Below are 23,606 nucleotides of genomic sequence, written 5' to 3'. Positions count from 1 at the left end.
AATGACACTGTTCTATAGATAGAAATTAAGAGTTTCATGCTTAGCAATATTCGTGTAGTTCTCGTAGGAACCTCCCATCCTGGTAATATTGGCTCTACCGCTCGTGCGATGAAGACCATGGGATTATCTACCCTATATTTAGCCGAACCTAAAGTGGCGCCAGACGGTCACTCGGTTGCTTTGGCCGCCGGTGCGTCTGATATCTTAAAGCATGCAGTGACGGTTGATTCGCTTGCCGATGCAATTGCCGATTGTAGCTTAGTGATCGCCACAAGTGCCCGTAGTCGCACCCTTGATTGGCCAATGCTTGATCCTCGTCAGGCGGGGGAAAAATTAGTCGCCTCAGCAGTTAATGGGCCTGTAGCGATTGTATTTGGTCGTGAAAATAATGGCCTCTCTAACGAAGAACTGCAAAAGTGTAACTATCATGTGGCGATCCCAGCCAATCCTGAATACACCTCATTGAACTTAGCGCAAGCGGTGCAAATCATCTGTTATGAAGCGCGTGTTGCTTTTCTTAATCAGTCGCCAGAGGCAGTTGAGCACGTTGAATATCCGCTGGCAAAAGAGCAAGAGAACTTTTTTAATCATTTAGAAAACACGTTACTGTCGACGGGTTTTATTGTTAAACAGCACCCTGGGCAGGTGATGACTAAACTGCGTCGTCTGTTTAGCCGTGCCCGCATTGAAAGCCAAGAGATGAATATCTTGCGTGGTATTTTAACCTCTGTTGATAAAAAAGTGTCTTTGGCCGATAACGCGCAACTGTCGCAACAAGACTCAGCAGTTAAAAAGGAAGATTAAGTCCATGGGCGTCATATCCAGAATTAAAGACGATATCGAGTCTATTTATCACAGAGACCCTGCGGCAAATAGCACCTTAGAGATATTAATGAACTACCCAGGTATGCAAGCAATTTGGATACATCGGCTGAGTCATAAATTATGGAAACGCAAATGGCGCCTAACGGCTCGAGCGATATCGACGTTTTCTCGCTGGTTAACGGGAGTCGAGATCCATCCTGGCGCGACCATTGGGGATCGGTTTTTTATCGACCATGGTATGGGGGTTGTGATTGGTGAAACGGCTGAAATTGGCAATGATTGTACCCTTTATCATGCCGTGACCTTGGGGGGCACAACATGGCAAGCGGGTAAACGTCACCCAACCTTGGGTGACAATGTGGTGATTGGGGCTGGTGCCAAGATTCTGGGGCCGATCACTATGCACGATGGTGCTCGCGTGGGGTCAAATTCTGTGGTGGTTAAGGAAGTGGCTAAAGACACGACTGTGGTGGGCATCCCCGCAAGAGTGGTGGCTAAACCAACGGAGAAATCCAAAGAACATGCCCTGCGCCGCACCGAAATGGCCAAAAAGTACGGTTTCGATGCTTATGCTGTGTCACCTGATAACCCCGATCCGGTTGCCAATGCTATCGGCCAGATGCTCGATCACATGCACCTAATGGACTCTAAAGTTCAAGAGGTGTGTCAAGCAGTACAAAGCATGGGCGGCAGTGTCTGCACCGAGCGTCTGCCTGAGCTTGATGTCGATGAGTTTAGCGATGTAGAACAAGCCGCTGCAGAAAAGCGCCAACATGCGATTGATGAGTTTGATCCCATAATTTAAGAAAAATCAGATTAATTGTCTCGTGACATTGAATCTTGCGGGCGAAACAGGTTAAATACCCCACTAATGAATCAGGGTATTTTATCTGTTTCGTTATCATCTTAAATACCTGACTAAACTGCTAGGTTTTATACTTGACTGAATTACTCAAGTATGGTTGAATTGACCTATGCATTTTAGAGAGCAGTGGTAGCTATGAAACTTACTTCAAAAGGGCGCTATGCAGTAACGGCAATGTTAGACGTTGCTATGCATTCTACATCTGGCCCAGTGCCGTTAGCTGACATCTCCGAACGTCAGGGAATCTCCCTATCCTATCTTGAGCAACTCTTCGCTAAATTACGTAAACATGGATTAGTCTCGAGCGTAAGAGGTCCTGGCGGTGGTTATCGTCTAGGATTTGACGCCGGTGAAATATCGGTTGGTATGGTCGTCAGAGCGGTGGATGAGTCTGTTGATGCCACCCGTTGCCAAGGTCTGGGAAATTGCCAAAGTGGAACTCGCTGTCTAACCCATTCACTTTGGGGTGATTTAAGCAAACAGATTTCAGATTTTTTAAATGGCATTAGTCTTGCCGGATTGATGAACAAGCGAGATGTTCAATTTATCTCAATTAAACAGGACAAAATACAACAGGAACAAAGAGTAACTGCCTAAGTTAACTTTGTTATTTAACTAATATTTATTTTTGTACGTGGTAAGCGGTCTGTGTTAGTCCGCTAAGTACGGAGTGTGAGATGAAGCTTCCTATTTATTTAGATTATGCTGCAACAACGCCAGTCGATCCTCGTGTTGCAGAAAAAATGATGCAATGCCTGACGATGGATGGCATTTTTGGTAACCCAGCATCACGTTCGCATCGCTATGGTTGGCAAGCCGAAGAAGCGGTTGATATTGCTCGTAACCAGATTGCTGAGCTAATTAATGCCGATCCGCGCGAGATTGTATTTACCTCTGGCGCGACAGAATCTGACAACCTAGCCATTAAAGGTGTTGCCCATTTTTATCATAAAAAGGGTAAGCACATCATCACCAGCAAGACCGAACACAAAGCCGTACTCGATACCTGCCGTCAGCTAGAGCGTGAAGGGTATGAAGTGACTTACCTAGAGCCAGGTGCTAACGGCATTATCCCGCTAGAAAAAATTGAAGCGGCGATGCGTGAAGACACTATCTTACTTAGCCTGATGCACGTTAACAATGAACTTGGTGTCATTCATGATATCGATGCGATTGGCGAATTGTGCCGTGCAAAGAAAGTGATTTTCCATGTCGATGCTGCGCAGAGTGCGGGTAAATTGCCTATCGATTTACAGAAAAGCAAAGTCGATTTGATGTCGATTTCAGGCCATAAAATGTACGGTCCTAAAGGCATTGGTGCGCTTTATGTGCGTCGTAAACCACGTATCCGTTTAGAAGCGATTATGCATGGCGGTGGTCATGAACGCGGTATGCGCAGTGGTACATTGGCGACACACCAAATTGTCGGTTTGGGTGAAGCGGCTGCCGTAGCCAAAGCTGACATGGAAGCGGATAACGCGCGCATTCGCCGCTTACGCGACAGATTATGGGACGGTATCAAAGATATCGAAGAAACCTATATTAATGGCGATGTAGAACAGGGATACTGCGGCATCTTTAATGTCAGCTTTAACTTTGTTGAAGGTGAGTCGTTGATGATGGCATTGAAAGATTTGGCTGTTTCGTCAGGTTCGGCCTGTACATCAGCAAGCTTGGAGCCAAGCTATGTGCTTCGAGCGTTAGGACTAAACGATGAAATGGCGCATAGCTCAATCCGTTTCTCAATTGGTCGTTTCACTACAGAAGAAGAGATTGACCACGCGATAGAGACCATTAACAAGTCTATTGGTCACTTAAGGGAGATGTCTCCATTGTGGGAGATGTTTAAAGATGGCGTTGACCTGTCTCAGGTTGAATGGGCACATCATTAATCCGGCTAATAAACGAATAGAGCGATTGGAGCAGAATCATGGCTTACAGTGAAAAAGTAATAGATCATTATGAGAACCCACGTAACGTAGGTTCATTCGACAAAAACGACCCAACAGTGGTTACTGGTATGGTCGGTGCACCTGCCTGTGGTGACGTGATGAAGTTACAACTTAAAATCGACGATAACGGTATTATCGAAGATGCAAAGTTTAAAACGTATGGTTGTGGCAGTGCGATTGCGTCAAGTTCATTAGTAACCGAGTGGGTAAAAGGTAAAACTATTGAACAAGCGCAAGCGATTAAAAATACGGATATTGCTGAAGAGCTTGCATTACCGCCTGTTAAAATCCACTGCTCAATTTTGGCAGAAGATGCGATTAAAGCGGCGTTAGAAGACTACAAGTCTAAGCATCAGAAGTAATATTCGGAGTTAACATGGCAATAACGATGACTCCAGCGGCTGCCGAAAGGGTGAAAAGCTTTTTGGCCAGTCGCGGGAAAGGTATTGGATTACGTTTGGGGCTAAAAACCTCAGGATGTTCAGGTATGGCTTACATACTTGAGTTTGTTGATGATCTGAATGCCGATGATGAAGTCTTTGATATCGATGGGGTAAAAATCATCATTGATGCCAAAAGCTTTATCTACCTTCAAGGTATCGAGTTAGACTTCATTAAAGAAGGACTCAATGAAGGATTTCAGTTTAATAACCCTAACGCTAAAGGGGAGTGTGGCTGTGGCGAAAGCTTTACAGTCTAACTACCGAATCTAAATACATGAACTACTTTGAGTTGTTTAGTTTATCGCCTGTATATGACCTCGACACTGTCTTGCTTGCAGAACGCTATCGCGATCTGCAGCGGACGGTGCATCCTGACAAGTTTGCTAATGCCAGCGAGCAAGACAAACGTATTGCCGTACAGCGCACTGCGCAGGTGAATGATGGGTATAACACGTTAAAGCATCCTATTTTACGTGCCGAACATATGCTGAGCTTGAAAGGAATCGATCTGAGTCACGAGTCCACTACGGTTAAAGACACCCAGTTTTTAATGCAGCAGATGGAATGGCGTGAATCGCTTGAAGCGATCAAGCATTGTGATGATCCCGATGCGCTAATCGATCAATTACATCACTCGTTTGCTAGCTATCGAGAGCAGATAACAGTGCAAATGAGTCAGCTTATCGGTAGTGATGATCAACAAGACTTGGTTAATGCGGCGGATCTGATCCGCAAACTCAAGTTCATGGCGAAATTGCAAGATGAACTCGCTAGAGCTGAAGATGCTCTTTTTTAGAGGCGAATAATTGTTGATTGGCTCAATATCTATTGAGCCTTTATTTTTTAAGTTGGATAGATATGGCACTTTTGCAGATAGCTGAACCCGGACTAAGCGCAGCACCCCATCAACATAGACTGGCAGTCGGGATCGATTTAGGCACCACCAATTCTTTAGTCGCTGCTGTTCGCAGTGGCGTGGCAGATACCCTTGCCGATGAAACCGGACGTCATGCACTTGCCTCTGTAGTGCGTTTTACACCAGAGGGCGTACAGGTCGGTGTAGAAGCCGAGCGATATTCAGCTCAAGATCCGCTCAATACGGTTGTTTCTGTTAAGCGTTTCATGGGCCGCAGCTTGGATGATATTCAAGCACAAGATCAATCGTTACCTTATCAATTTTCTGCCAGTACTAATGGTCTGCCATTATTTAATACGGCTGGTGGTCAATATAATCCGATTCAAATTTCTGCCGAAATTTTAAAGCCTTTAGTTGAACGCGCTGAAAAAACCTTAGGCGGATCGCTTGAGGGTGTAGTGATCACTGTGCCTGCGTATTTTGATGATGCACAGCGTCAAGGTACTAAAGATGCAGCGGGTCTGCTTGGTATTAAAGTATTACGTTTACTTAACGAGCCAACCGCAGCAGCTATTGCCTACGGCTTAGATTCTGGCCAAGAGGGAATGATTGCCATTTATGATTTAGGTGGTGGCACCTTTGACATCTCTATTTTACGTCTCAATAGAGGGGTGTTTGAAGTGATGGCCACCGGCGGTGACTCGGCGCTGGGGGGCGATGATTTCGACCACGCATTAGCACAGCACCTGCAAGATCATTGGCAATTAAGCAGCTTAACAGCGCAAGAACGCCGTGGGTTATTAATTGAAAGCCGCCGTGTCAAAGAGGCATTGACTGAAGACGATAGTACGCTAGCGCATTTGCAGCTTGCTGACGGACGTCAATTACAACAAACGGTGACCAAAGCGCAGTTTGATGCGATCATTGAGTCATTGGTTAAGAAGACCATCGCCAGTTGCCGTCGCGCTTTGCGCGATGCCGGCATTAAAGCCGAAGAAGTGTTAGAAACGGTGATGGTGGGTGGCTCGACACGCGTGCCGCTTGTGCGTCAACGTGTGGCTGAGTTTTTTGGTCGTCAGCCTTTAACATCAATCGATCCCGATCGCGTCGTGGCTATTGGCGCCGCAATACAAGCCGATATTTTGGTGGGCAATAAACCTGACTCCGATCTATTATTGCTTGATGTATTACCCCTGTCGTTAGGGATTGAAACCATGGGCGGGCTGGTTGAAAAGGTTGTTTCACGTAATACCACTATTCCTGTCGCCAGAGCGCAAGAGTTTACCACCTTTAAAGATGGTCAAACGGCGATGGCATTTCATGTGGTGCAGGGGGAACGTGAATTAGTGGCTGATTGCCGCTCGCTTGCGCGTTTCACCTTAAAAGGTATCCCGCCGATGGCCGCCGGGGCGGCGCATATTCGGGTTACTTTCCAAGTGGATGCCGACGGGTTGCTCAGCGTTACAGCAATGGAAAAATCATCAGGGGTTCAGGCAACGATCCAAGTTAAACCTTCATTTGGATTGACCGATGAAGAAATTGGTTCGATGCTCAAAGATTCAATGGCGCATGCGAAGGAAGATATTGAACGTCGCATGGCGGCAGAGCAGCAAGTGGAGGCCGCGCGAGTGCTAGAGTCTCTTTCGGCAGCTTTGGCCAAAGACAGTGAGCTGTTATCTGCCGAGGAAGCCGCAGCCATCGAACAAGGTATAGCTCATTTGGCACAAACTGCGGCGCAGGGCGATGCAGATGCGATCGAAAAAGCGATTGAAGCGTTAGATAATGCAAGTCAAACTTTCGCCGCAAAACGTATGGACAATTCTATTCGGTTGGCACTTAAGGGCCAGTCGGTTGACAATATATAGGTAAGAGTATGCCGCAAATAGTTTTTTTACCCCATGAAGAGTTATGTCCTGATGGGGCGGTAGTTGAAGCACAGCAAGGTGAAACCGTTCTGGATGTTGCATTACGTAACGGTATTCATATTGAACATGCATGTGAGAAGTCTTGTGCTTGCACAACTTGTCACGTGATCATTCGTGAAGGCTTTGATCAACTTGAAGAAAGCGATGAGCTGGAAGATGATATGTTAGATAAAGCCTGGGGACTAGAACCAGAGAGTCGCCTCTCTTGTCAGTCTCGCGTGCCTGATTGCGATCTGGTGGTGGATATACCTAAGTACACCATTAACATGGTCAGCGAAGGTTAGTGTTTATTACGACCTTATTTATCCGCTAGTCAACCTGAAGCCAGTCAATAGACTGGCTTTTTTATGCGCCGAAAATAGGATAACGACTATGCTTTTAGCATGATCATTTGATAGGAACAAACCGATGAAATGGATCGATTCTCTCGATATTGCCTTGTCACTTTTAGAAGCCCACCCTAATGTCGACCCACAGCAGATCCGATTCACCGATTTACGCCAGTGGGTACTCGAGCTTGATGATTTTGATGATGACCCGGAGCATTGTAATGAGCGTATTTTAGAGGCGATACAGAGCTGCTGGATTAACGAATACGATTAAGCGCGTTTAATTAGCTGTGATTACTCGAGTGGCTTACGCCTAGAGGCTAGAACCGCTGTTTTCAAAGCGGCTTGCTGATGGGGCCATCTGATATTTATAGAGCGATAATCTCGCCGCAGTATGCTTATTGCTTGAGTAATCTTGTTATTTAAAGGTAGGTTTTTGTCGATTAATTTCGTATAATCCGCGCGAATTTTTTAAAACCTGTTTATTAAAGGAAGCTAGACATGGCTATCGAACGTACTTTTTCTATCATTAAGCCTGATGCAGTTGCTAAAAACCACATTGGTGCTATCTATAACCGTTTTGAAACAGCTGGCCTTAAAATCATCGCTTCTAAAATGGTTCACCTAAGCAAAGAACAAGCAGAAGGTTTTTACGCTGAGCATAGCGAGCGTCCTTTCTTTGGTGCCCTTGTTGAATTCATGACTTCTGGTCCAATCGTTGTTCAAGTACTAGAAGGCGAAAACGCAGTACTAGCTCACCGTGAAATCTTAGGTGCGACCAACCCAGCTGAAGCTGCTCCTGGTACTATCCGCGCTGATTTCGCAGAAAGCATCGACGAGAATGCAGCTCACGGTTCAGATTCAGTTGCATCTGCCGAACGTGAAATTGCATACTTCTTCAGCACTGAAGAACTTTGCCCACGTACTCGTTAATTTGAGCGTGTGCATTAATGCTATAAAAGGAGCCTAAGTGGCTCCTTTTTTGTCTCTGGTTTTTAAGGCAAAATAAGCTCGATGTGATTGGTTGTTATGACAATCCATCTGGCCATCTAGGCGAGAGTTTAATGGCAGCAATATACTTTACCCATGTTTAACAAGTAGATGAGATATCGATGAAGATCCTAGCCGATGAAAACATGCCTTATGTTGAAGCCTTGTTTGCCGATATAGGTGAGGTGGTGTGTGTTGATGGACGTAAACTCACGCCTGAGCAGGTGCGTGATGCCGATGTGCTGCTAGTGCGCTCCGTTACCCAAGTTAATCGCCAATTGTTAGCCTTGAATACGCAACTCCAATTTGTTGGTAGCGCAACCATTGGCATGGACCATCTCGATCAAGCTTATTTATCTGAGCGTGATATCTGCTATACCAATGCCCCAGGATGTAATGCCACTGCGGTGGGTGAGTATGCTTTTATTGCCATGCTTGAGCTAGCACGGCGTTTTGAACAGCCGTTAAAACACAAGACGGTTGGCATTATTGGCGCAGGTAATACTGGCTCGGCGCTGCAAAAGTGCTTGCAGGCGTATGGTGTTAAGGTACTACTACATGATCCATTGTTGGCCGAATCAGATGATCCGCGTACCTTTGTGACCCTAGAGGAACTTATTAACCGTTGTGATGTGATCTCTTTACATGTGCCGTTAACAAAAAGCGGTTCGTATCCCACTTGGTACCTGTTCGATGAGGCGCGATTAGCCAGTCTCCGCCCCGATTGCTGGTTGCTGAACTGCTGCCGGGGTGAGGTGATTGATAATCGCGCATTGATAAGGATTAAACAGCAGCGTGATGACCTCAAAGTGGTACTCGATGTCTGGGAGGGCGAGCCCCACCCAATGGCCGAGCTGGTACCTTATGTTGAGATTGCTACCCCGCATATTGCAGGTTACAGCCTCGAAGGTAAGGCCCGCGGTACTTTTATGCTGTATAAAGCGTTGATGGCACATTTAGGGTTAACTGCCCATAAGTCGATGGATGCGCTGCTGCCCCCCTTGTGGAGTCAGCAATTAACTCCAGCGTCAGTTCCCGATGAAAACGCATTATTGAGCCTAGTTAGACTGGTTTATGACCTACGTGATGACGACTTGGTTTTTCGCAACCGCTTCCTTAATCATGATGGCTTTGACCTAATGAGAAAAAATCATAAACATAGGCGCGAATTTAGTGCGTTAAGGCTAGCCAATCATGCTGGTTCTGATGTAGATTGGGTGCTCAAATTAGGTTTTTCAGGAGTCGGTCTGTAATTATGTCGCAGGAATATAACGTAGTCGTATTAGGTGCATCGGGTGCCGTGGGTCAAACAATGATTGAGATCCTCGAAGAGCGCAACTTTCCCGTCGCGAATTTGTACCCATTAGCCAGCAGTCGCAGCGCTGGTGATACGGTAACATTCCACGGTAAACAGGTCGAAATTTTAGATGTTGACACTTTCGACTGGTCGCAAGCGCAAATAGGCTTTTTCTCTGCCGGTGGTGATGTCTCTGCTAAATGGGCGCCTATTGCGGCCGAGCAAGGGTGTGTTGTTATCGATAACACTTCACATTTTCGCTATGACATTGATGTGCCGTTAGTGGTTCCTGAAGTGAATCCGCAGGCGATTGCTGATTTCCGTAATCGCAATATCATCGCTAACCCCAATTGCTCTACTATCCAGATGTTAGTGGCACTTAAGCCCATTTACGATGCCTTTGGCATTTCACGTATTAACGTGGCGACTTATCAGTCGGTGTCGGGTTCTGGTAAGCAAGCCATTGAAGAGTTAGCGAATCAATGTGCTAAGTTACTGCAAGGCTTGCCTGTTGAACCACAGGCGTATTCTAAACAGATCGCCTTTAACGTATTACCGCAAATTGATGTGTTTATGGATAATGGCTACACCAAAGAAGAGATGAAAATGGTGTGGGAGACCCAAAAAATATTTGGTGATAGCCAAATTGAAGTAAACCCCACCGCAGTGCGGGTACCGGTATTTTATGGTCACTCAGAAGCTGTGCATTTGGAAACGGTGCAAGCGGTTGATGCTGAAGAGGTTAAAGCGGTATTACGCGATGCTCCAGGTGTTGAGTTGTTTGAGTCTGATGATGACTACCCAACGGCAGTAACCGACTCGGCTGGTAGCGATCCTGTGTATGTTGGCCGAGTACGCAAAGATATTTCGCATCCTAACGGCATTAATTTGTGGATCGTCTCTGACAATATCAGAAAAGGCGCGGCACTCAATAGTGTGCAGATCGCCGAGGTGTTGATCAGGGATTATTATTAATTTATGGACCTTTTATAAGGTTTACTTTAAAAAGCCTGCATATTGCAGGCTTTTTTGCTGTTGTTACTTGATTTTAAATCGTGAACAGTAGCAGGGCATGAAATTCTGGTTTATAGTAATCTCAATAAATACAATTGCCTAAAGCATGCTGCCAACTTGCAGTATTACTCCGCTTGAAAGGGAAGAATGGATGAACCTTCGCACATCGCACCTCGCTGGCTTCATTGCCAGTGTTCTTGTTATTCTCACTGCTACATCGGGTCTTTTATCGGCGGCTGAGCCTCTCAAAATTACTGGACCCGACGGCGAGCAGCGTCAGATGATCCGGCAGTATGGCCCAACAACGTTCGCTGATACTTTTTGGAGCATCGCACAAAAAACGCGTCCCGATGACAGTGTCACCGTATATCAAGTGATGGCGGCAATTTACGAGGCAAACCCCCATGCGTTTGCCAGTAATAATTACAACAGCCTTGAAAAAGGCATGATTTTATTGATCCCATCCAAAGCCGTGATGGCAGCAATTCCTAAGAGTTTAGCAAAGCAACTGGCACAGACTAACGATGCTGGTTGGCAACAGGCTAAGTCTCAAACCGCGAAACCCCTACCTGTATCGCCTCAGCCTACAAGCCCGAGGCCACCAAAAGTTGAGCCAGCGAAGCCAACACTCATGCCTGTTTCGCCAGCAACTAGCACAGCAGCTAAGAGTACAGCGAGCGTTGTCGAAGTCAATCAAGCTGAAGTACCGCACCCGCAGTTGACAGCGATTAGTGCCAAATTAGAGGCTCAACAAGCAAAAAATTTATCATTAACCGATGAATTGGCACGTGCCGAAGACAAGCTCAATCTGGCCGCCAATGATAACCAAGTTCTGCAAGATAGAATTGATCAGCTCGATGCCAGAGTCGCCGAATTAGAAGAAGCCTTACTGATCCAAAAAGAGCAAAAGGCGGAGCTGAGTAATCAAGTTGCATTACTTAATCAGGAGTTAACAGCTGTTGAGCCAGTAGAGCAAGTTGCACAAACGGGTGACAGCTGGCGTACCATAATGAGTAATCCACTGTATATCGGCCTTGCTGCCGCTGTTCCTGCATTATTGCTATTACTGATTGTGGCGCTCATGTTAAAGCGTCGTAACGCGAGCACGGAAGAGACTCAAGCAAATACTGATGTGTCAGCTCAAAATGCACCAGAGATGGCCGCAACTCAGGCTATTGCTCCTAGCAATGATGCTGATGAGTCAGTTGCGGTACACCTTGATGATGAAGCCGATACGTTAGCATCCTTAATGAGTGTCGATAATGACACGCTAAAATCTGAGAGCGATTTAAGCGATGACTCAGAACAACTCGATATGGCTCAAGAGATGTTTATCGACACCGATAGCGTGTCAAGCGATCCCCAAGAGGAAGAAGGCCAATCATTAGATGATCTTTGGGCCGAAGCTATGGGCGAACAAGAAGAAGAGACCTTTAATGGTGTTATAGAGCAAGATGATCTCGATTCGTTATTAGCCAATATGGATAACTCTGAACCTGCTGCCAGCGAAGCTGCGTCATCTGCTGACGAAACGGATCTTGATGCCATGCTTGCGAGCTTCGATAGTTCGGCGGCAGAGTCAGGCAATACATCAGAAACAAGCGCTACAGTGGATGCCAAAGCCGATCTTGATGCATTATTAGCGGAATTTGATGCCCCTGAACAGGGGAATGTGCAAGAAGATAACGAAGACCTATCACAGCAGATAGCCCATGAACTTGAACAAGATAACGACGATTCGAGCTTTGATGATGCCGATTTAGACAGCCTGTTGGCCGAGTTTGATACGTCAATAAATGCACCAGCTAACGAAGAATCATTAATCGAAGAGATGGGGGGGGACGCGATTGCGCCAACCGCCACAACGTTAGCCAATGATAGCTTAATCGAAGAGGTGCCTTTTGATGCAGATGATAACGAAAGTGTACCATCACAAGAGATAGCACCTACCTCGGATAATAATGAGCAAGTAGAAGAGTTTGTGGTAGAAGAAGTCGCTAGCGAAGCGTTAACCACGGACGCCTTAATTGAAGAGGTGGATTTTGACTCGGATAAGCAAGATGTTGCCGAGCAAATTGCTGCCGAGTTAGCCGAAGATGAGCCTATAGCATCGCAGGAAGCCGATCTAGATACTTTACTTGCTGACTTTGGCAGTGTTGACAATAGCGATGCTACAGCGGCCGATGACACAGAGGCTAGCAACACCGAGCTCGATACACCACTTAAGCGTGGCAGTACGGCTGAGCCGTTGGAGTTTGAATCATTTCCAATAGATCACACGCCGAGTTCTACAGACGAAGATGATGCCATAGAGCTTGCCCTCCCGAGTGATGATGTGTCGCTCGATGATCTGTTGGCAGACCTTGAGTCGGTTGATACTAAAGAGGGCAAAACCAAAAATGATTCGGGATTTTTTGATGATTTAAAAGGTAATAAGCGCGTCGCCGATAACATCCTCGAATGGGATAATGCTATTGCTCTTCAAGGCGCAGAGACTACAACGGATATTAACTCGCTCGATGATCCATTAGACGATGAACTGTCATTAACACTTGACGACGATGATAACTTGACTGTTGATGAGGCATTAGCTGCGCTAGATGCGCAACAAGGTGACGCGAAACCTACGCAAGCGGTTGCCGAGCACGATCTGACTGCGTTTCAACAAGATAATGGCTTTATCGATATCGATAGATTATTAAATGAAGCTAATGAAGATTTGAGTGATGTTGACCAATATAAAGAGCTCAATGTCGATATGGGCGAGCTCGATGATTTGATGGGCAGTACCACCATGGTCGATGTTGATGATGAGGAAAACTCGGTTAATGCCAAACTTGACTTAGCCCGTGCTTATATCGAGATAGACGATATGGACAGCGCAAAGGCGTTACTCAAAGAAGTGCAACTTGACGGTAATGAGCGTCAGCAAAGTGAAGCTAAGCATTTGCTCAGTGATCTATAACGCATAAGTCTATACCTCGCGTGTGGCAATGATGCTAACACGCTGACAAAAAAAACGGCGCTCGCGCCGTTTTTTTATGGCGCAAGGTGAGCGTTAATCCTGAGGGAAATGGATTAATATCGTGTTTTGAATTAATGCTGTTGCGCTAGCCCTGTTTGGCTAGAGTTATTTGTCCAGTTCGTTAGCACGTTATGCTAGAATCGCGCGCCTAGCACAATTTTAATTGATATAAGGATTGGTATTTTATGCGCGTAGCATTAGGTATCGAATATGATGGCAGTCGCTATTTTGGCTGGCAGCGTCAAGCCGAAGTTGATTCGGTTCAGGCGCAACTTGAACGAGCACTCTCAATCGTTGCCAATGAGCCAATAGCGATTCAATGCGCGGGGCGCACCGATGCCGGCGTGCATGCTACTGGGCAAGTGGTGCACTTTGACACCAATGCTAGCCGTAAACTCAGTGCTTGGACCTTGGGCGTTAACGTTAACTTGCCCGATGATATTGCCGTGCGCTGGGCCCAAGAGGTTAATGATGAGTTTCATGCCCGTTTCAGCGCAACCGCACGCCGCTATCGTTATATGATTTATAATCATCAGCTTCGTCCTGGGATCTTACGCGCAGGCGTGAGTCATTATCCGGGCGATATCGATGAAAATAAGATGCATCAGGCGGCACAGTTCTTGTTGGGCGAGCAAGATTTTACCAGTTTCAGGGCGATACAATGCCAATCAAATACCCCATTTCGTTGCGTGCATGAAGTCAATGTTACGCGCCAAGGTATGTATATTTGTGTCGACATTAAAGCCAATGCATTTTTGCATCATATGGTGCGCAATATTGTCGGATCGTTGCTTGAAGTGGGATACGGACGCCAGCCCATAAGTTGGATTGAACGTTTATTAGCACTTAAGGATCGAACACAAGCTGCCGCCACCGCTAAGCCCAATGGTTTGTATTTAGTCGATGTGACGTACCCTGACGCTTATCAGTTGCCAAAATTAGCGCTTGGGCCACTGTTTATGCTCGATTAAGTTTTTTTGCTGCGCGTGGTGTTCACCACGGTAGTTCATCACCGTGACCTGCGGCGCGAACAATATTACGTCGCTTTATCTTTTCATTACTAGTACGAGTCTTGTATGTCATCTATCCTGTTACCCAATCAGCAATCGAGCCTTGAGTCTTGGCTAGCGCACTTATTGTCTATTCATCCGACAGAGATCGACATGGGTTTAGGGCGCGTGTCGCAAGTGGCTAAAGCTATGGGCTTAACCCAGTTAGGCAATACTAAAATCGTCACAGTTGCCGGTACTAATGGCAAAGGCACTACATGCGTGATGATAGAGCAGATGATGGCGGCGGCAGGATGGAAAGTGGGTGTGTATAGCTCGCCCCACATGCTGAAATATAACGAGCGAGTGCGCATTGCTGGGGTCGACGTTAGCGATCGTGATTTGATTGATGCCTTTTGCGCTATCGATAGTGCTAGAGGCGATATTTCGCTGACCTTTTTTGAATATGCCACGCTAGCAGGTTTATCTCTTTTTAAACAATCGGCCCTGGATCTGGTGCTGCTTGAAGTGGGGCTCGGCGGGCGCTTAGATGCAACCAACATGATCGATGCCGATATTAGCGTGATCACCTCAATCGATATCGATCATCAAGAGTATCTCGGTGATACCCGTGAGCTGGTCGGGCGAGAAAAAGCGGGAATTTGCCGAGCGGGGCGGCCATTGGTGGTCGGTGATGCAGATTTACCCACATCGGTTATTGAAGTCGCAAACCAAGTGGGCGCCCAGCTTATTCGTGTCGGTGAGGATTTTAATTATCATCAAGACGATAAGGGTTGGCATTTCAGCGGCGTGCAATGGCAACTTAATAACTTACCACCGGTACAACTGCCATTACCCAATGCCGCGACCGCGCTGGCAGTGGTTGAGCAGCTATTACCAACGATAGATAAATCGCATCTGTTTACAGGATTACAACAAGCGCGCTTGAGCGGGCGCTTAGAGTTATTTCATGATGCTCCCATCACATTACTCGATGTGGCCCACAACCCCCATGCAGCGCGGTATTTAGCACAAAGACTTGAGGTTTATCGCGATAAGCGCATTGTGGCTCTGTGTGGCATGCTGAAAGATAAAGATTGCCAGGCGGTCATTGCAAGCCTCAGTGAGGTGATTGATGTGTGGTATTTTACTGATTTAGATTGTCCACGCAGTGCTAAGGCGACGCAGTTAATGGCCTGTCTACCGCCAGACAGTAAAGGCTATCCATTTGAATCAATTGAGCAAGCATATAAAGCACTCAGTGTTAATATCTGCGATGATGATGTGGTAATTGTGTTTGGCTCCTTTTACACTGTGGCAGAGTTTAAACATTTACACCTTGGGTGAATCAACGTGGACGAAGAAATAGAAGTTAAACAAAAAATCTTATCCAGTCAGTTTCAAAATCGTCTGGTTGGGGTGATTGTGTTGGTGGCGCTAGGGGTCATTTTTCTGCCTGATATCCTCGACGGTAAGAAACAGCAGCAAGAAGAGCAGTTTAGTGAGATACCACTTCGCCCAGCCGTTGAGATGAACCTCGACACATCGCCGGAGTACAAGGCTATCGATTTAACCGATGAAGCTGCGCAATTTTCCGCGGCAGAACCAGAGGTTCTTTCCAGTGACGCCGATAAGCCCAGTGTGACGTCAATCGCGTCTAAGCCAAAGCCTGCCAAGGTCGAGCAGAGCCTGACTAGCAGCGCCTATACCTTGCAATTAGGCAGCTTTAAAAATGCCGCTAATGTGAATGCATTGGTTAAACGCTTAAGATCCAAAGGATTTAGAGCTTATACCTTGCCGCAAACCCCTGTGGACGGTGAGTTAACTAAGGTGTTTGTCGGTCCTGATATCTCTAAAGCTAAGTTGCAACGATTACAAAAAGAGCTGGATAAGCTGACTGAACTTAAATCTGCTGTGGTCAGTTATAATCCAGTTGAGTAGTGTGCTCAACGTATCGCGAAGTTAGGGGGGGTAACCTTAAGTCCTTTTGTGATCATACTTAAACAACGCCGAGACCTTAATATCTCGGCGTTTTAGTTATGCAAAATAATTCGCTTTAGGGTTAATGTGTTGTCAATTTTTATGAATTCAGTGTCTTTTATTCAGGATAAACTTAATTGCTTTTAAGTGGGCCTAGGGGGTGAGAATGTCTTCAGTCTCTGGTAAGATCGCGCCGTCTTAATGCTATTGCTGGATCACCTAATTCAATGGTTTGGATCGATTACGCCATTATCGCTGTTATCGGATTATCGACTGTCATCAGTCTGCTCCGTGGCTTTGTCAAAGAAGCTATGTCACTTGTGGTATGGTTTGCAGCTTTTTTCGTTGCGAGTCAGTTTTATGCTGATCTCGCGGTCTACCTCACTCAGATGCAAGATGAAATGGTTCGCAACGGGATTGCCATTGCTATTTTATTCATTTCTACCTTAATTCTAGGCGCGCTCGTTAACTATCTTATTGGCCAATTAGTGGCTAAAACAGGCTTATCTGGTACCGATAGGGTATTAGGTCTCTGTTTTGGTGCATTAAGAGGTGCTTTGATTGTCAGCGCGATGTTGTTTTTTATGGATGCTTTTACCGGAGCACCCAATACCGATTGGTGGCGCAGTTCACAATTGGTTCCCGAATTTGGCGTGGTTATCCAATGGTTTTTTGACTATGTGGAAAACACCTCAAGCTTTGTACCCAAAATATAATAATGCTTACAGCCTATGTGACCTGATGCAGTGATTCTTTCTGATCAGGGCTCGACAATAATAATGATTAGAACATCTTACAATGAGGAAACCTACCCATGTGTGGTATCGTCGGAATAGTTGGCCGAACACCGGTTAATCAGACAATCTATGATGCGTTAACTGTATTACAACACCGTGGCCAAGATGCGGCTGGCATTGTAACCGTGGACGGGCATGCATTTAGGTTGCGTAAAGCAAATGGTCTGGTAAAAGACGTTTTTGAGCCAAAGCATATGCAACGTCTGCAAGGTAATGCGGGGATTGGGCATGTGCGTTACCCTACCGCAGGTAGTTCGAGTGCCTCTGAAGCGCAGCCGTTTTATGTTAACTCGCCATTTGGTATCTCGCTCGCCCACAACGGTAATTTAACCAATACATTAGAGTTACAAGAACGCTTACTTAAACAGCGTCGCCATGTTAATACCACTTCTGATTCTGAAGTCCTACTCAATCTACTTGCCGATGAATTACAAACTACGCAAAGCCAATTTCTTACCGCGGACGAAGTGTTTCAAGCGATCACTAATGTTCATCATCTGACGCGCGGTGCTTACGCGGTTGCAGCGATGATCATAGGCCAAGGCCTAGTCGCTTTTAGAGATCCTTTCGGCATAAGACCATTAGTACTGGGTAAGCATGAAACGGAGCAGGGCACTGAATATATGGTTGCCTCTGAGAGTGTGGCACTCGATGCGGTTGGTTTTGAAACGGTGCGAGATGTTGCCCCTGGTGAAGCGATTTATATCTCGCTCGATGGTCAGCTCTATACCCGCCAATGCGCACCTTCACCGAGTTATTCGCCTTGTATTTTTGAATATGTTTACTTTGCTCGCCCAGATTCGACTATAGATAAAGTGTCAGTCTATGGCAGCCGTGTAAATATGGGCACCATGCTTGGCGAAAAAATTAAGAAGCAGTGGGAAGACCATGATATTGATGTGGTGATCCCCATTCCTGAAACCTCATGTGATATCGCACTTGAAATCGCGCGTAATTTAGACTTGCCTTATCGTCAAGGCTTCGTCAAAAACCGTTATATCGGCCGCACCTTTATTATGCCGGGTCAGCAGGAGCGCAAGAAATCGGTGCGTCGTAAGCTCAATGCCATTAATGCTGAGTTTCAAGGTAAAAACGTACTGCTGGTGGACGATTCTATTGTGCGTGGTACGACTTCTGAACAGATCATCGAAATGGCCCGTGAAGCTGGCGCCAAAAAAGTGTATTTTGCGTCAGCGGCCCCAGAAATCCGTTTTCCAAACGTGTATGGTATCGATATGCCAACCACCAGTGAGCTGATTGCCCATGGTCGCGATGTGGAGGAAATCACCAAGCTGATTGGTGCCGATGGTATGATTTTCCAAGATCTCGATGATTTAGTTGAAGCCGTACGTCAACAAAACCCCGATATTAAACGTTTCGAAACCTCAGTCTTTGATGGGCATTATATTACTAATGATGTCGACCAAGCTTATTTAGATCATCTGACTCAACTGCGAAATGATGATGCAAAAGCAAATCGTATCAAAGATATAGGAACAAATCTCGAGCTGCATAATGTATGTCACCCTTAATATGAGCCTGTAATATATTGCTCTTTGGCTGTGTCATCAAAAACCGATTTCTTTGTAAGTCGGTTTTTTCTCATTGGATGAGAAATTACTGATCTTTATGATCGTTTATCGCTGCAGTGCTATTTTTAATCAATAGCCTAATGCCTCTTATTTAATGAAATATCTGCTTTGCCTAGGAGCACTGAATGAAGCAATTATCCATAAGTACTAAATTGTTGTGGATCACCTCAGCCCTGTTTTTAATTATTGTGGCGATACTATCACTGAGTCTTTGGTGGTCGTTAAGTGATAAAAATGCCGTGTTAGCGGAGCAAGTTCAAGAGTCGATTAAGAAAGAAACTCGCTATAAACTGACGGCAAGAGCCGGTGAGTATGGTGAGCGAGTGGCCGCTTTTATTAACGAGGCTTATCGTGTGCCTTATGCTTTGTCAGGCTTGCTTGAACAAACATCAGTACAAAGCCCATTAAGCCGTGACAGTGTCGAAATGACTATCATGGGCTCTTTACAAAAAAATAGTCAATTGTCCTCTTTGTATGCCCAGTTTGAACCCAATGGTTACGATACTAAAGACAGCGAATTTTTTTATGGTGCCAGTCATAGTGTACCTAACGCGGGTAGCATGGAGATCGATTATACTCGCACCGATAATGGCAGTATCGAACACTCAGCAGTGACTGACGCCGAAGAAAAGTATGTTGAGACATTAAATGAATTTGGTCTCAGAGAGGCTGAATGGTATCTGTGTGCCCGTGATACCAAAAAGCCATGTCTAATGGAGCCATATCTCTATGAGATCAGCCCAGGTAAAAATGAGTTAATGACATCGCTTATCTCACCAGTCGTAGTGGCGGGGCAGTTTAAAGGGGTGGTAGGTGCCGATGTAAACTTACCTATCTTCCAAACGATGATCGATGAACTATCGCAAAAGTTATATAACGGCAACGCCAAGGTCACTCTAGTTAGTGCTAAGGGCCTAGTGGTTGCAGCGAGTCATTACAGTAAAAAAGCGCGTCCATTAGCAGAATCTATCGATAGCGCGTTAGCTAAGCAATATCTGTCTTTACACCGTAATGGTGGCTATTTAGATGTGGGTGATAATATTGTTGTTGCCTACCCCATTAGTATTCCGTTGGCCGATGTACAATGGGAGCTATTGATTGAAGTAGCAAAACAAGATGTGTTTAAAGAAGCCATCGCAATGGATAAGGCGATGACCGAAATGGCTTCATCGCTTGGTAGTTTGTTGTTGATCATTGGCAGTATTGTGTCTGTGATTGCGGTGGTAACCATTAGCCTTGTTATTCGCAACATTATCGCGCCTCTTAAAGTGATCCAAACTCGAGTCGAGAACTTAGCCAGTGCTGAAGGTGATTTAACCCAAACCATCAATGTGGAATCTCACGCCGAATTGATTGCGCTAGGGGGCGGCATTAACAGTTTTATCACTAAATTGCGCTTACTCATTGGCGAGATGAAAGTACTGGCTGAACGCTCACAAGATGAGAGCCAAACTACTGCCAATATTGCCCAGCAAACCCGTGAGAGTGTTAATCGTCAATATAGCGAAATTGAAAGTGTTGTCACCGCGGTCAATGAAATGAGCGCAACCGCCCTTGAGGTGGCTAAAGCCTCAGAGCAAACCGCGATGGAAACTGAGGCGATGAATGCCAATGCTAAAGCGGGTGAAGACAGCCTTAGTCAAGCGATGAATTATGTGACGACCATGTCTCATGAGTCCTTATTAGCGAAGGAAGCAGTGAGTAAAGTGGCAGAGAGTAGTACCAATATCAGTAAGATCTTGGAGGTGATTAGCGCGATTGCTGAACAGACAAATTTACTGGCATTAAATGCGGCGATTGAAGCGGCGCGAGCGGGTGAACAAGGTCGAGGTTTTGCTGTGGTGGCTGATGAAGTGCGAGCACTGGCGTCAAAAACCCAGACCTCAACCGATGAAATTGGTAAATTGATCGATTCGCTGCAGCAAGAAGTTAAAAGTGCTTCGCATATTATCGATCAAGGTGTGGAGGGGGCGCAGCGCGCCGTTGAGCAAACTGAGTCCGCTTTAACCTCGCTCAATACCATCGTTGGTCAAATTGAGGAGGTGTCGAGCCAAGTGACTCATATTGCAACAGCAGCAGAGGAGCAAAGCGCGGTGACGGAAGAGGTTAATCGCAACATTACAGGTATTTCTGATTCCGCAGCCGAATTGGCACGACTTGCCGATGAGGCGCAGCAAAGTAGTGTTAGCTTAGCCGAACTGGTGACGCAGCAGCATCAACAATTAGGTAAGCTCAAAACCTAATCACCACATAAGGTTCACGCTGTATACCTGCCTAACCGTGAGCATTGTGCTTACGGTTAGGCCATTAAGGCTAATGATACTTACATCACGCTACAGCACTATATTTGTTAGTTTGTCATGGCTCTTTTACCCGACAAAGCCAGTCAGCTGCATTGGCACGAGCTTCTTCTCCTCTATTGTACTTGATCTTAAATCGCCCTACACCTTATCGCCATATCCGCTGAACTTAATTCGTATCTTTGGGTCATAGGCTGACTCCTCAGTGCAACTTTATCCTGTTTTACATTTGCAGCCTGATCTGACTTAGGTTAAAGTTACTGTTAATTTATACAGTTGTTTATCCTGGCTAACTGAGTGCTATGATTTTATATATCGCCGAGAAACCCAGCCTTGGCAGAGCCATTGCTGATGTATTACCAAAACCGCTAAAAAAAGGCGACGGTTTCATTACCGCGGCTAACGGGGATTGTGTCTCTTGGTGTATCGGCCACTTGCTTGAACAAGCGGAGCCCGATACCTATGACAGTGCATATAAATCATGGAAGTTTGAACACTTACCTATTATTCCTAGCCAATGGAAAATGAAACCTAAGCCGAAAACGCGCAGCCAATTAACCGTGCTGCGTGGCCTAGTAAAACAAGCATCTCAGTTAGTCAACGCAGGGGATCCAGACCGTGAAGGGCAGTTGCTGGTGGATGAGGTGATTGCGCATCTTGGGGTCAAAGGCGATAAGCTTAATCAGACCATGCGATTATTAGTGAGCGATCTTAATCCACAAGCGGTTAAACGCGCTTTAGGTCAGTTGCGCAGTAATCGCGAGTTTATTCCGCTGTCTACCTCAGCCTTAGCGCGTTCACGCGCCGACTGGCTCTATGGCATGAACATGACCCGAGCTTATACCCTTCAAGGGCGCAAAGTGGGCTATCAAGGCGTGTTGTCGGTTGGCCGAGTACAAACCCCACTGCTTGGGTTAGTGGTTCGCCGCGATGCCGAGATAGCGCAATTTGTCAGTAAACCGTTTTATGAGGTATTGGCTCATTTAACCACAGACAAAGATCAAAGCTTTAAAGCCAAATGGCAACCCAGTGAAGCCTGCTTGCCCTACATGGATGATGAAGGGCGTGTGCTATCTAAAGGCTTAGCCCAAAATGTGATCAGCCGTATCAGCCATCAAACTGCCGTGGTTACTGGGCTTAACAGTAAAGATAAACAACAACATCAGCCGCTACCTTATAGCTTGTCATCACTGCAAATTGATGCGGCTAAACGCTTTGGTATGAGTGCAAAGACGGTGCTCGATACTTGCCAGTCGCTGTATGAACGCCATAAGCTGATCACTTATCCGCGCTCAGACAGTCGCTATTTACCTAAAGAGCAGTTGGCGTTGGCGCCCAGTGTGATTAAAGCCATCATTGGCGGCGCACCTGAGTTAGTCCAAGGCATTGAATCGCCTGATCCAAAGATAAAATCGAAGGCGTGGAATGACAGCAAGGTTGATGCGCACCACGCGATTGTGCCAACAGAAAAATGCGCTAACTTAGGCAGTTTGAATCAGGCTGAGCAACAAATTTATCTGCATGTGGCGAGGCAATATTTAGCCCAGTTTTATCCACCTTATCGGTATCATGAAACTCAGGTTGAAGTGGAGATTGTTAAGGGACGCTTCACCACTAAAGCCAAGCAAGACCGTGCACTTGGCTGGAAACAACTGTTTCCCGCAGCATCGTCAAGCAAAGCGGCACCGCAGGATGAGGCCGATACGTTGCAGCAGTTGCCACCTTTGATTAAGGGGCAAACGCTACGTTCGGGGCTGGCGGAGTTAGTCGAGAAAAACACCCAAGCGCCGAAAGCGTTTTCGGATGCAACCCTGCTGGCGGCGATGACCGGCATTAATCGCTATGTGACCGACCCTGAGATCCGTAAAATCTTAAAAGATACCGATGGCTTAGGCACAGAGGCGACCCGCGCAGGCATTATTGAGTTGCTGTTTAAACGTGGATTTTTACAACGCCAAGGTAAATCGATTGTCGCGACCGAGGTCGGTAAAGGGCTGATAAACAGTTTGCCAGACTCAGCCACTTCGCCCGATATGACGGCCTTATGGGAAAGTCACCTCGATGCCATTTGTCGTAAAGAGGCAAAGTATCAGAGTTTTATGACGCCATTAGTCGACTCGCTCAAGCAGTTAATTGCCCAAGCTGGTGCTCAATTACCCGCATCATTGCAAGGGGTTAAAGCCCCGAGTGGCCAGTTTAACAAGCGCCGTGGTAAGGCAAGTTCAGCTAAAGCCAGCACCTTGGCCGGTAAAAAATCAAGTGGGCGCAGCAGTCGTAACAAGGTGAAGCCACAAGGTAAAAGTTAACATTGAGTTTGAGATAATAACCCGCTCTACAGCCCACTTTGTCTTTGTGGCTGTGTTGTCTTAACCTAGTGGCTCAGCTGAATTTATGTATATAAAAGACTACATGCAAACAAGATAATAA

Annotated in this window: 21 protein-coding genes; all 21 read left to right on the top strand. The window is 46.1% G+C overall.

The genetic code is table 11. The annotated features are described in order from the left end of the window. The first annotated feature begins 36 nt into the window (after positions 1-36). The 21 genes from trmJ to AC5YBX_RS10250 all read left to right on the top strand — a co-directional run bounded on the left by trmJ (position 37) and on the right by AC5YBX_RS10250 (position 23,485). On the top strand, positions 37-804 hold the full coding sequence (gene trmJ / locus AC5YBX_RS10350) for a tRNA (cytosine(32)/uridine(32)-2'-O)-methyltransferase TrmJ (protein WP_494518923.1): 768 nt from the start codon (positions 37-39) through the stop codon (positions 802-804). 4 nt (positions 805-808) lie between these two features. After that, positions 809-1,630, top strand: coding sequence for a serine O-acetyltransferase (gene cysE / locus AC5YBX_RS10345; protein WP_494523621.1), 822 nt, complete (start codon positions 809-811; stop codon positions 1,628-1,630). Between the two features lie 195 nt (positions 1,631-1,825). Then, positions 1,826-2,287, top strand: coding sequence for a Fe-S cluster assembly transcriptional regulator IscR (gene iscR / locus AC5YBX_RS10340; protein ID WP_110458872.1), 462 nt, complete (start codon positions 1,826-1,828; stop codon positions 2,285-2,287). 80 nt (positions 2,288-2,367) lie between these two features. Next, positions 2,368-3,582 carry an IscS subfamily cysteine desulfurase gene (locus AC5YBX_RS10335; protein WP_475514174.1) on the top strand — a complete coding sequence of 405 codons (1,215 nt, stop codon included), beginning with the start codon at positions 2,368-2,370 and terminating at the stop codon, positions 3,580-3,582. A gap of 38 nt (positions 3,583-3,620) precedes the next feature. Further along, positions 3,621-4,004: a Fe-S cluster assembly scaffold IscU gene (gene iscU / locus AC5YBX_RS10330; protein ID WP_494518925.1), complete on the top strand. Its 384-nt coding sequence runs from the start codon at positions 3,621-3,623 to the stop codon at positions 4,002-4,004. 14 nt (positions 4,005-4,018) lie between these two features. Continuing rightward, the gene (gene iscA / locus AC5YBX_RS10325) at positions 4,019-4,342 is read left to right on the top strand and encodes an iron-sulfur cluster assembly protein IscA (protein WP_475514173.1); all 324 of its coding nucleotides are present in this window, start codon (positions 4,019-4,021) and stop codon (positions 4,340-4,342) included. A 17-nt stretch (positions 4,343-4,359) separates the two neighbouring features. Further along, positions 4,360-4,881, top strand: a complete 522-nt coding sequence (hscB, locus tag AC5YBX_RS10320; RefSeq protein ID WP_494518926.1) for a co-chaperone HscB — start codon at positions 4,360-4,362, stop codon at positions 4,879-4,881. A 62-nt stretch (positions 4,882-4,943) separates the two neighbouring features. Further along, entirely contained in the window at positions 4,944-6,806 is a 1,863-nt protein-coding gene (gene hscA, locus AC5YBX_RS10315; RefSeq protein ID WP_494523620.1) for a Fe-S protein assembly chaperone HscA, read from the top strand. 8 nt (positions 6,807-6,814) lie between these two features. Beyond that, entirely contained in the window at positions 6,815-7,150 is a 336-nt protein-coding gene (fdx, locus tag AC5YBX_RS10310) for an ISC system 2Fe-2S type ferredoxin (protein ID WP_110458878.1), read from the top strand. 124 nt (positions 7,151-7,274) lie between these two features. Then, complete coding sequence (gene iscX / locus AC5YBX_RS10305; RefSeq protein WP_494518928.1) at positions 7,275-7,469, top strand: Fe-S cluster assembly protein IscX; 195 nt, start codon at positions 7,275-7,277, stop codon at positions 7,467-7,469. Positions 7,470-7,696: 227 nt separating this feature from the next. Then, positions 7,697-8,128 carry a nucleoside-diphosphate kinase gene (ndk, locus tag AC5YBX_RS10300; protein ID WP_110458879.1) on the top strand — a complete coding sequence of 144 codons (432 nt, stop codon included), beginning with the start codon at positions 7,697-7,699 and terminating at the stop codon, positions 8,126-8,128. A 179-nt stretch (positions 8,129-8,307) separates the two neighbouring features. Beyond that, positions 8,308-9,438: a 4-phosphoerythronate dehydrogenase gene (locus tag AC5YBX_RS10295; protein ID WP_494523619.1), complete on the top strand. Its 1,131-nt coding sequence runs from the start codon at positions 8,308-8,310 to the stop codon at positions 9,436-9,438. 2 nt (positions 9,439-9,440) lie between these two features. Then, a complete protein-coding gene (locus AC5YBX_RS10290; RefSeq protein WP_494518930.1) occupies positions 9,441-10,457 on the top strand; it encodes an aspartate-semialdehyde dehydrogenase in 1,017 nt (338 codons plus the stop codon). Between the two features lie 190 nt (positions 10,458-10,647). Then, the gene (locus AC5YBX_RS10285) at positions 10,648-13,461 is read left to right on the top strand and encodes a FimV/HubP family polar landmark protein (protein WP_494518931.1); all 2,814 of its coding nucleotides are present in this window, start codon (positions 10,648-10,650) and stop codon (positions 13,459-13,461) included. A 245-nt stretch (positions 13,462-13,706) separates the two neighbouring features. Beyond that, positions 13,707-14,492 (top strand): tRNA pseudouridine(38-40) synthase TruA, encoded by a 786-nt coding sequence (gene truA, locus AC5YBX_RS10280; protein WP_494518932.1) that lies wholly within the window; start codon positions 13,707-13,709, stop codon positions 14,490-14,492. 105 nt (positions 14,493-14,597) lie between these two features. Next, the gene (gene folC, locus AC5YBX_RS10275) at positions 14,598-15,857 is read left to right on the top strand and encodes a bifunctional tetrahydrofolate synthase/dihydrofolate synthase (RefSeq protein ID WP_494523618.1); all 1,260 of its coding nucleotides are present in this window, start codon (positions 14,598-14,600) and stop codon (positions 15,855-15,857) included. A 6-nt stretch (positions 15,858-15,863) separates the two neighbouring features. Beyond that, complete coding sequence (locus AC5YBX_RS10270; protein ID WP_494523617.1) at positions 15,864-16,451, top strand: SPOR domain-containing protein; 588 nt, start codon at positions 15,864-15,866, stop codon at positions 16,449-16,451. A 266-nt stretch (positions 16,452-16,717) separates the two neighbouring features. Next, complete coding sequence (locus AC5YBX_RS10265) at positions 16,718-17,206, top strand: CvpA family protein (protein ID WP_494518935.1); 489 nt, start codon at positions 16,718-16,720, stop codon at positions 17,204-17,206. 98 nt (positions 17,207-17,304) lie between these two features. Beyond that, entirely contained in the window at positions 17,305-18,819 is a 1,515-nt protein-coding gene (purF, locus tag AC5YBX_RS10260) for an amidophosphoribosyltransferase (protein WP_494523616.1), read from the top strand. Between the two features lie 185 nt (positions 18,820-19,004). Continuing rightward, entirely contained in the window at positions 19,005-21,122 is a 2,118-nt protein-coding gene (locus AC5YBX_RS10255) for a methyl-accepting chemotaxis protein (protein WP_494523615.1), read from the top strand. A 359-nt stretch (positions 21,123-21,481) separates the two neighbouring features. Further along, the gene (locus tag AC5YBX_RS10250) at positions 21,482-23,485 is read left to right on the top strand and encodes a DNA topoisomerase III (RefSeq protein ID WP_494523614.1); all 2,004 of its coding nucleotides are present in this window, start codon (positions 21,482-21,484) and stop codon (positions 23,483-23,485) included. Positions 23,486-23,606: the final 121 nt, after the last annotated feature.

The organism is Shewanella sp. 492, assembly GCF_059338445.1.
This window is presented reverse-complemented; position numbering and strand designations above follow the sequence as displayed.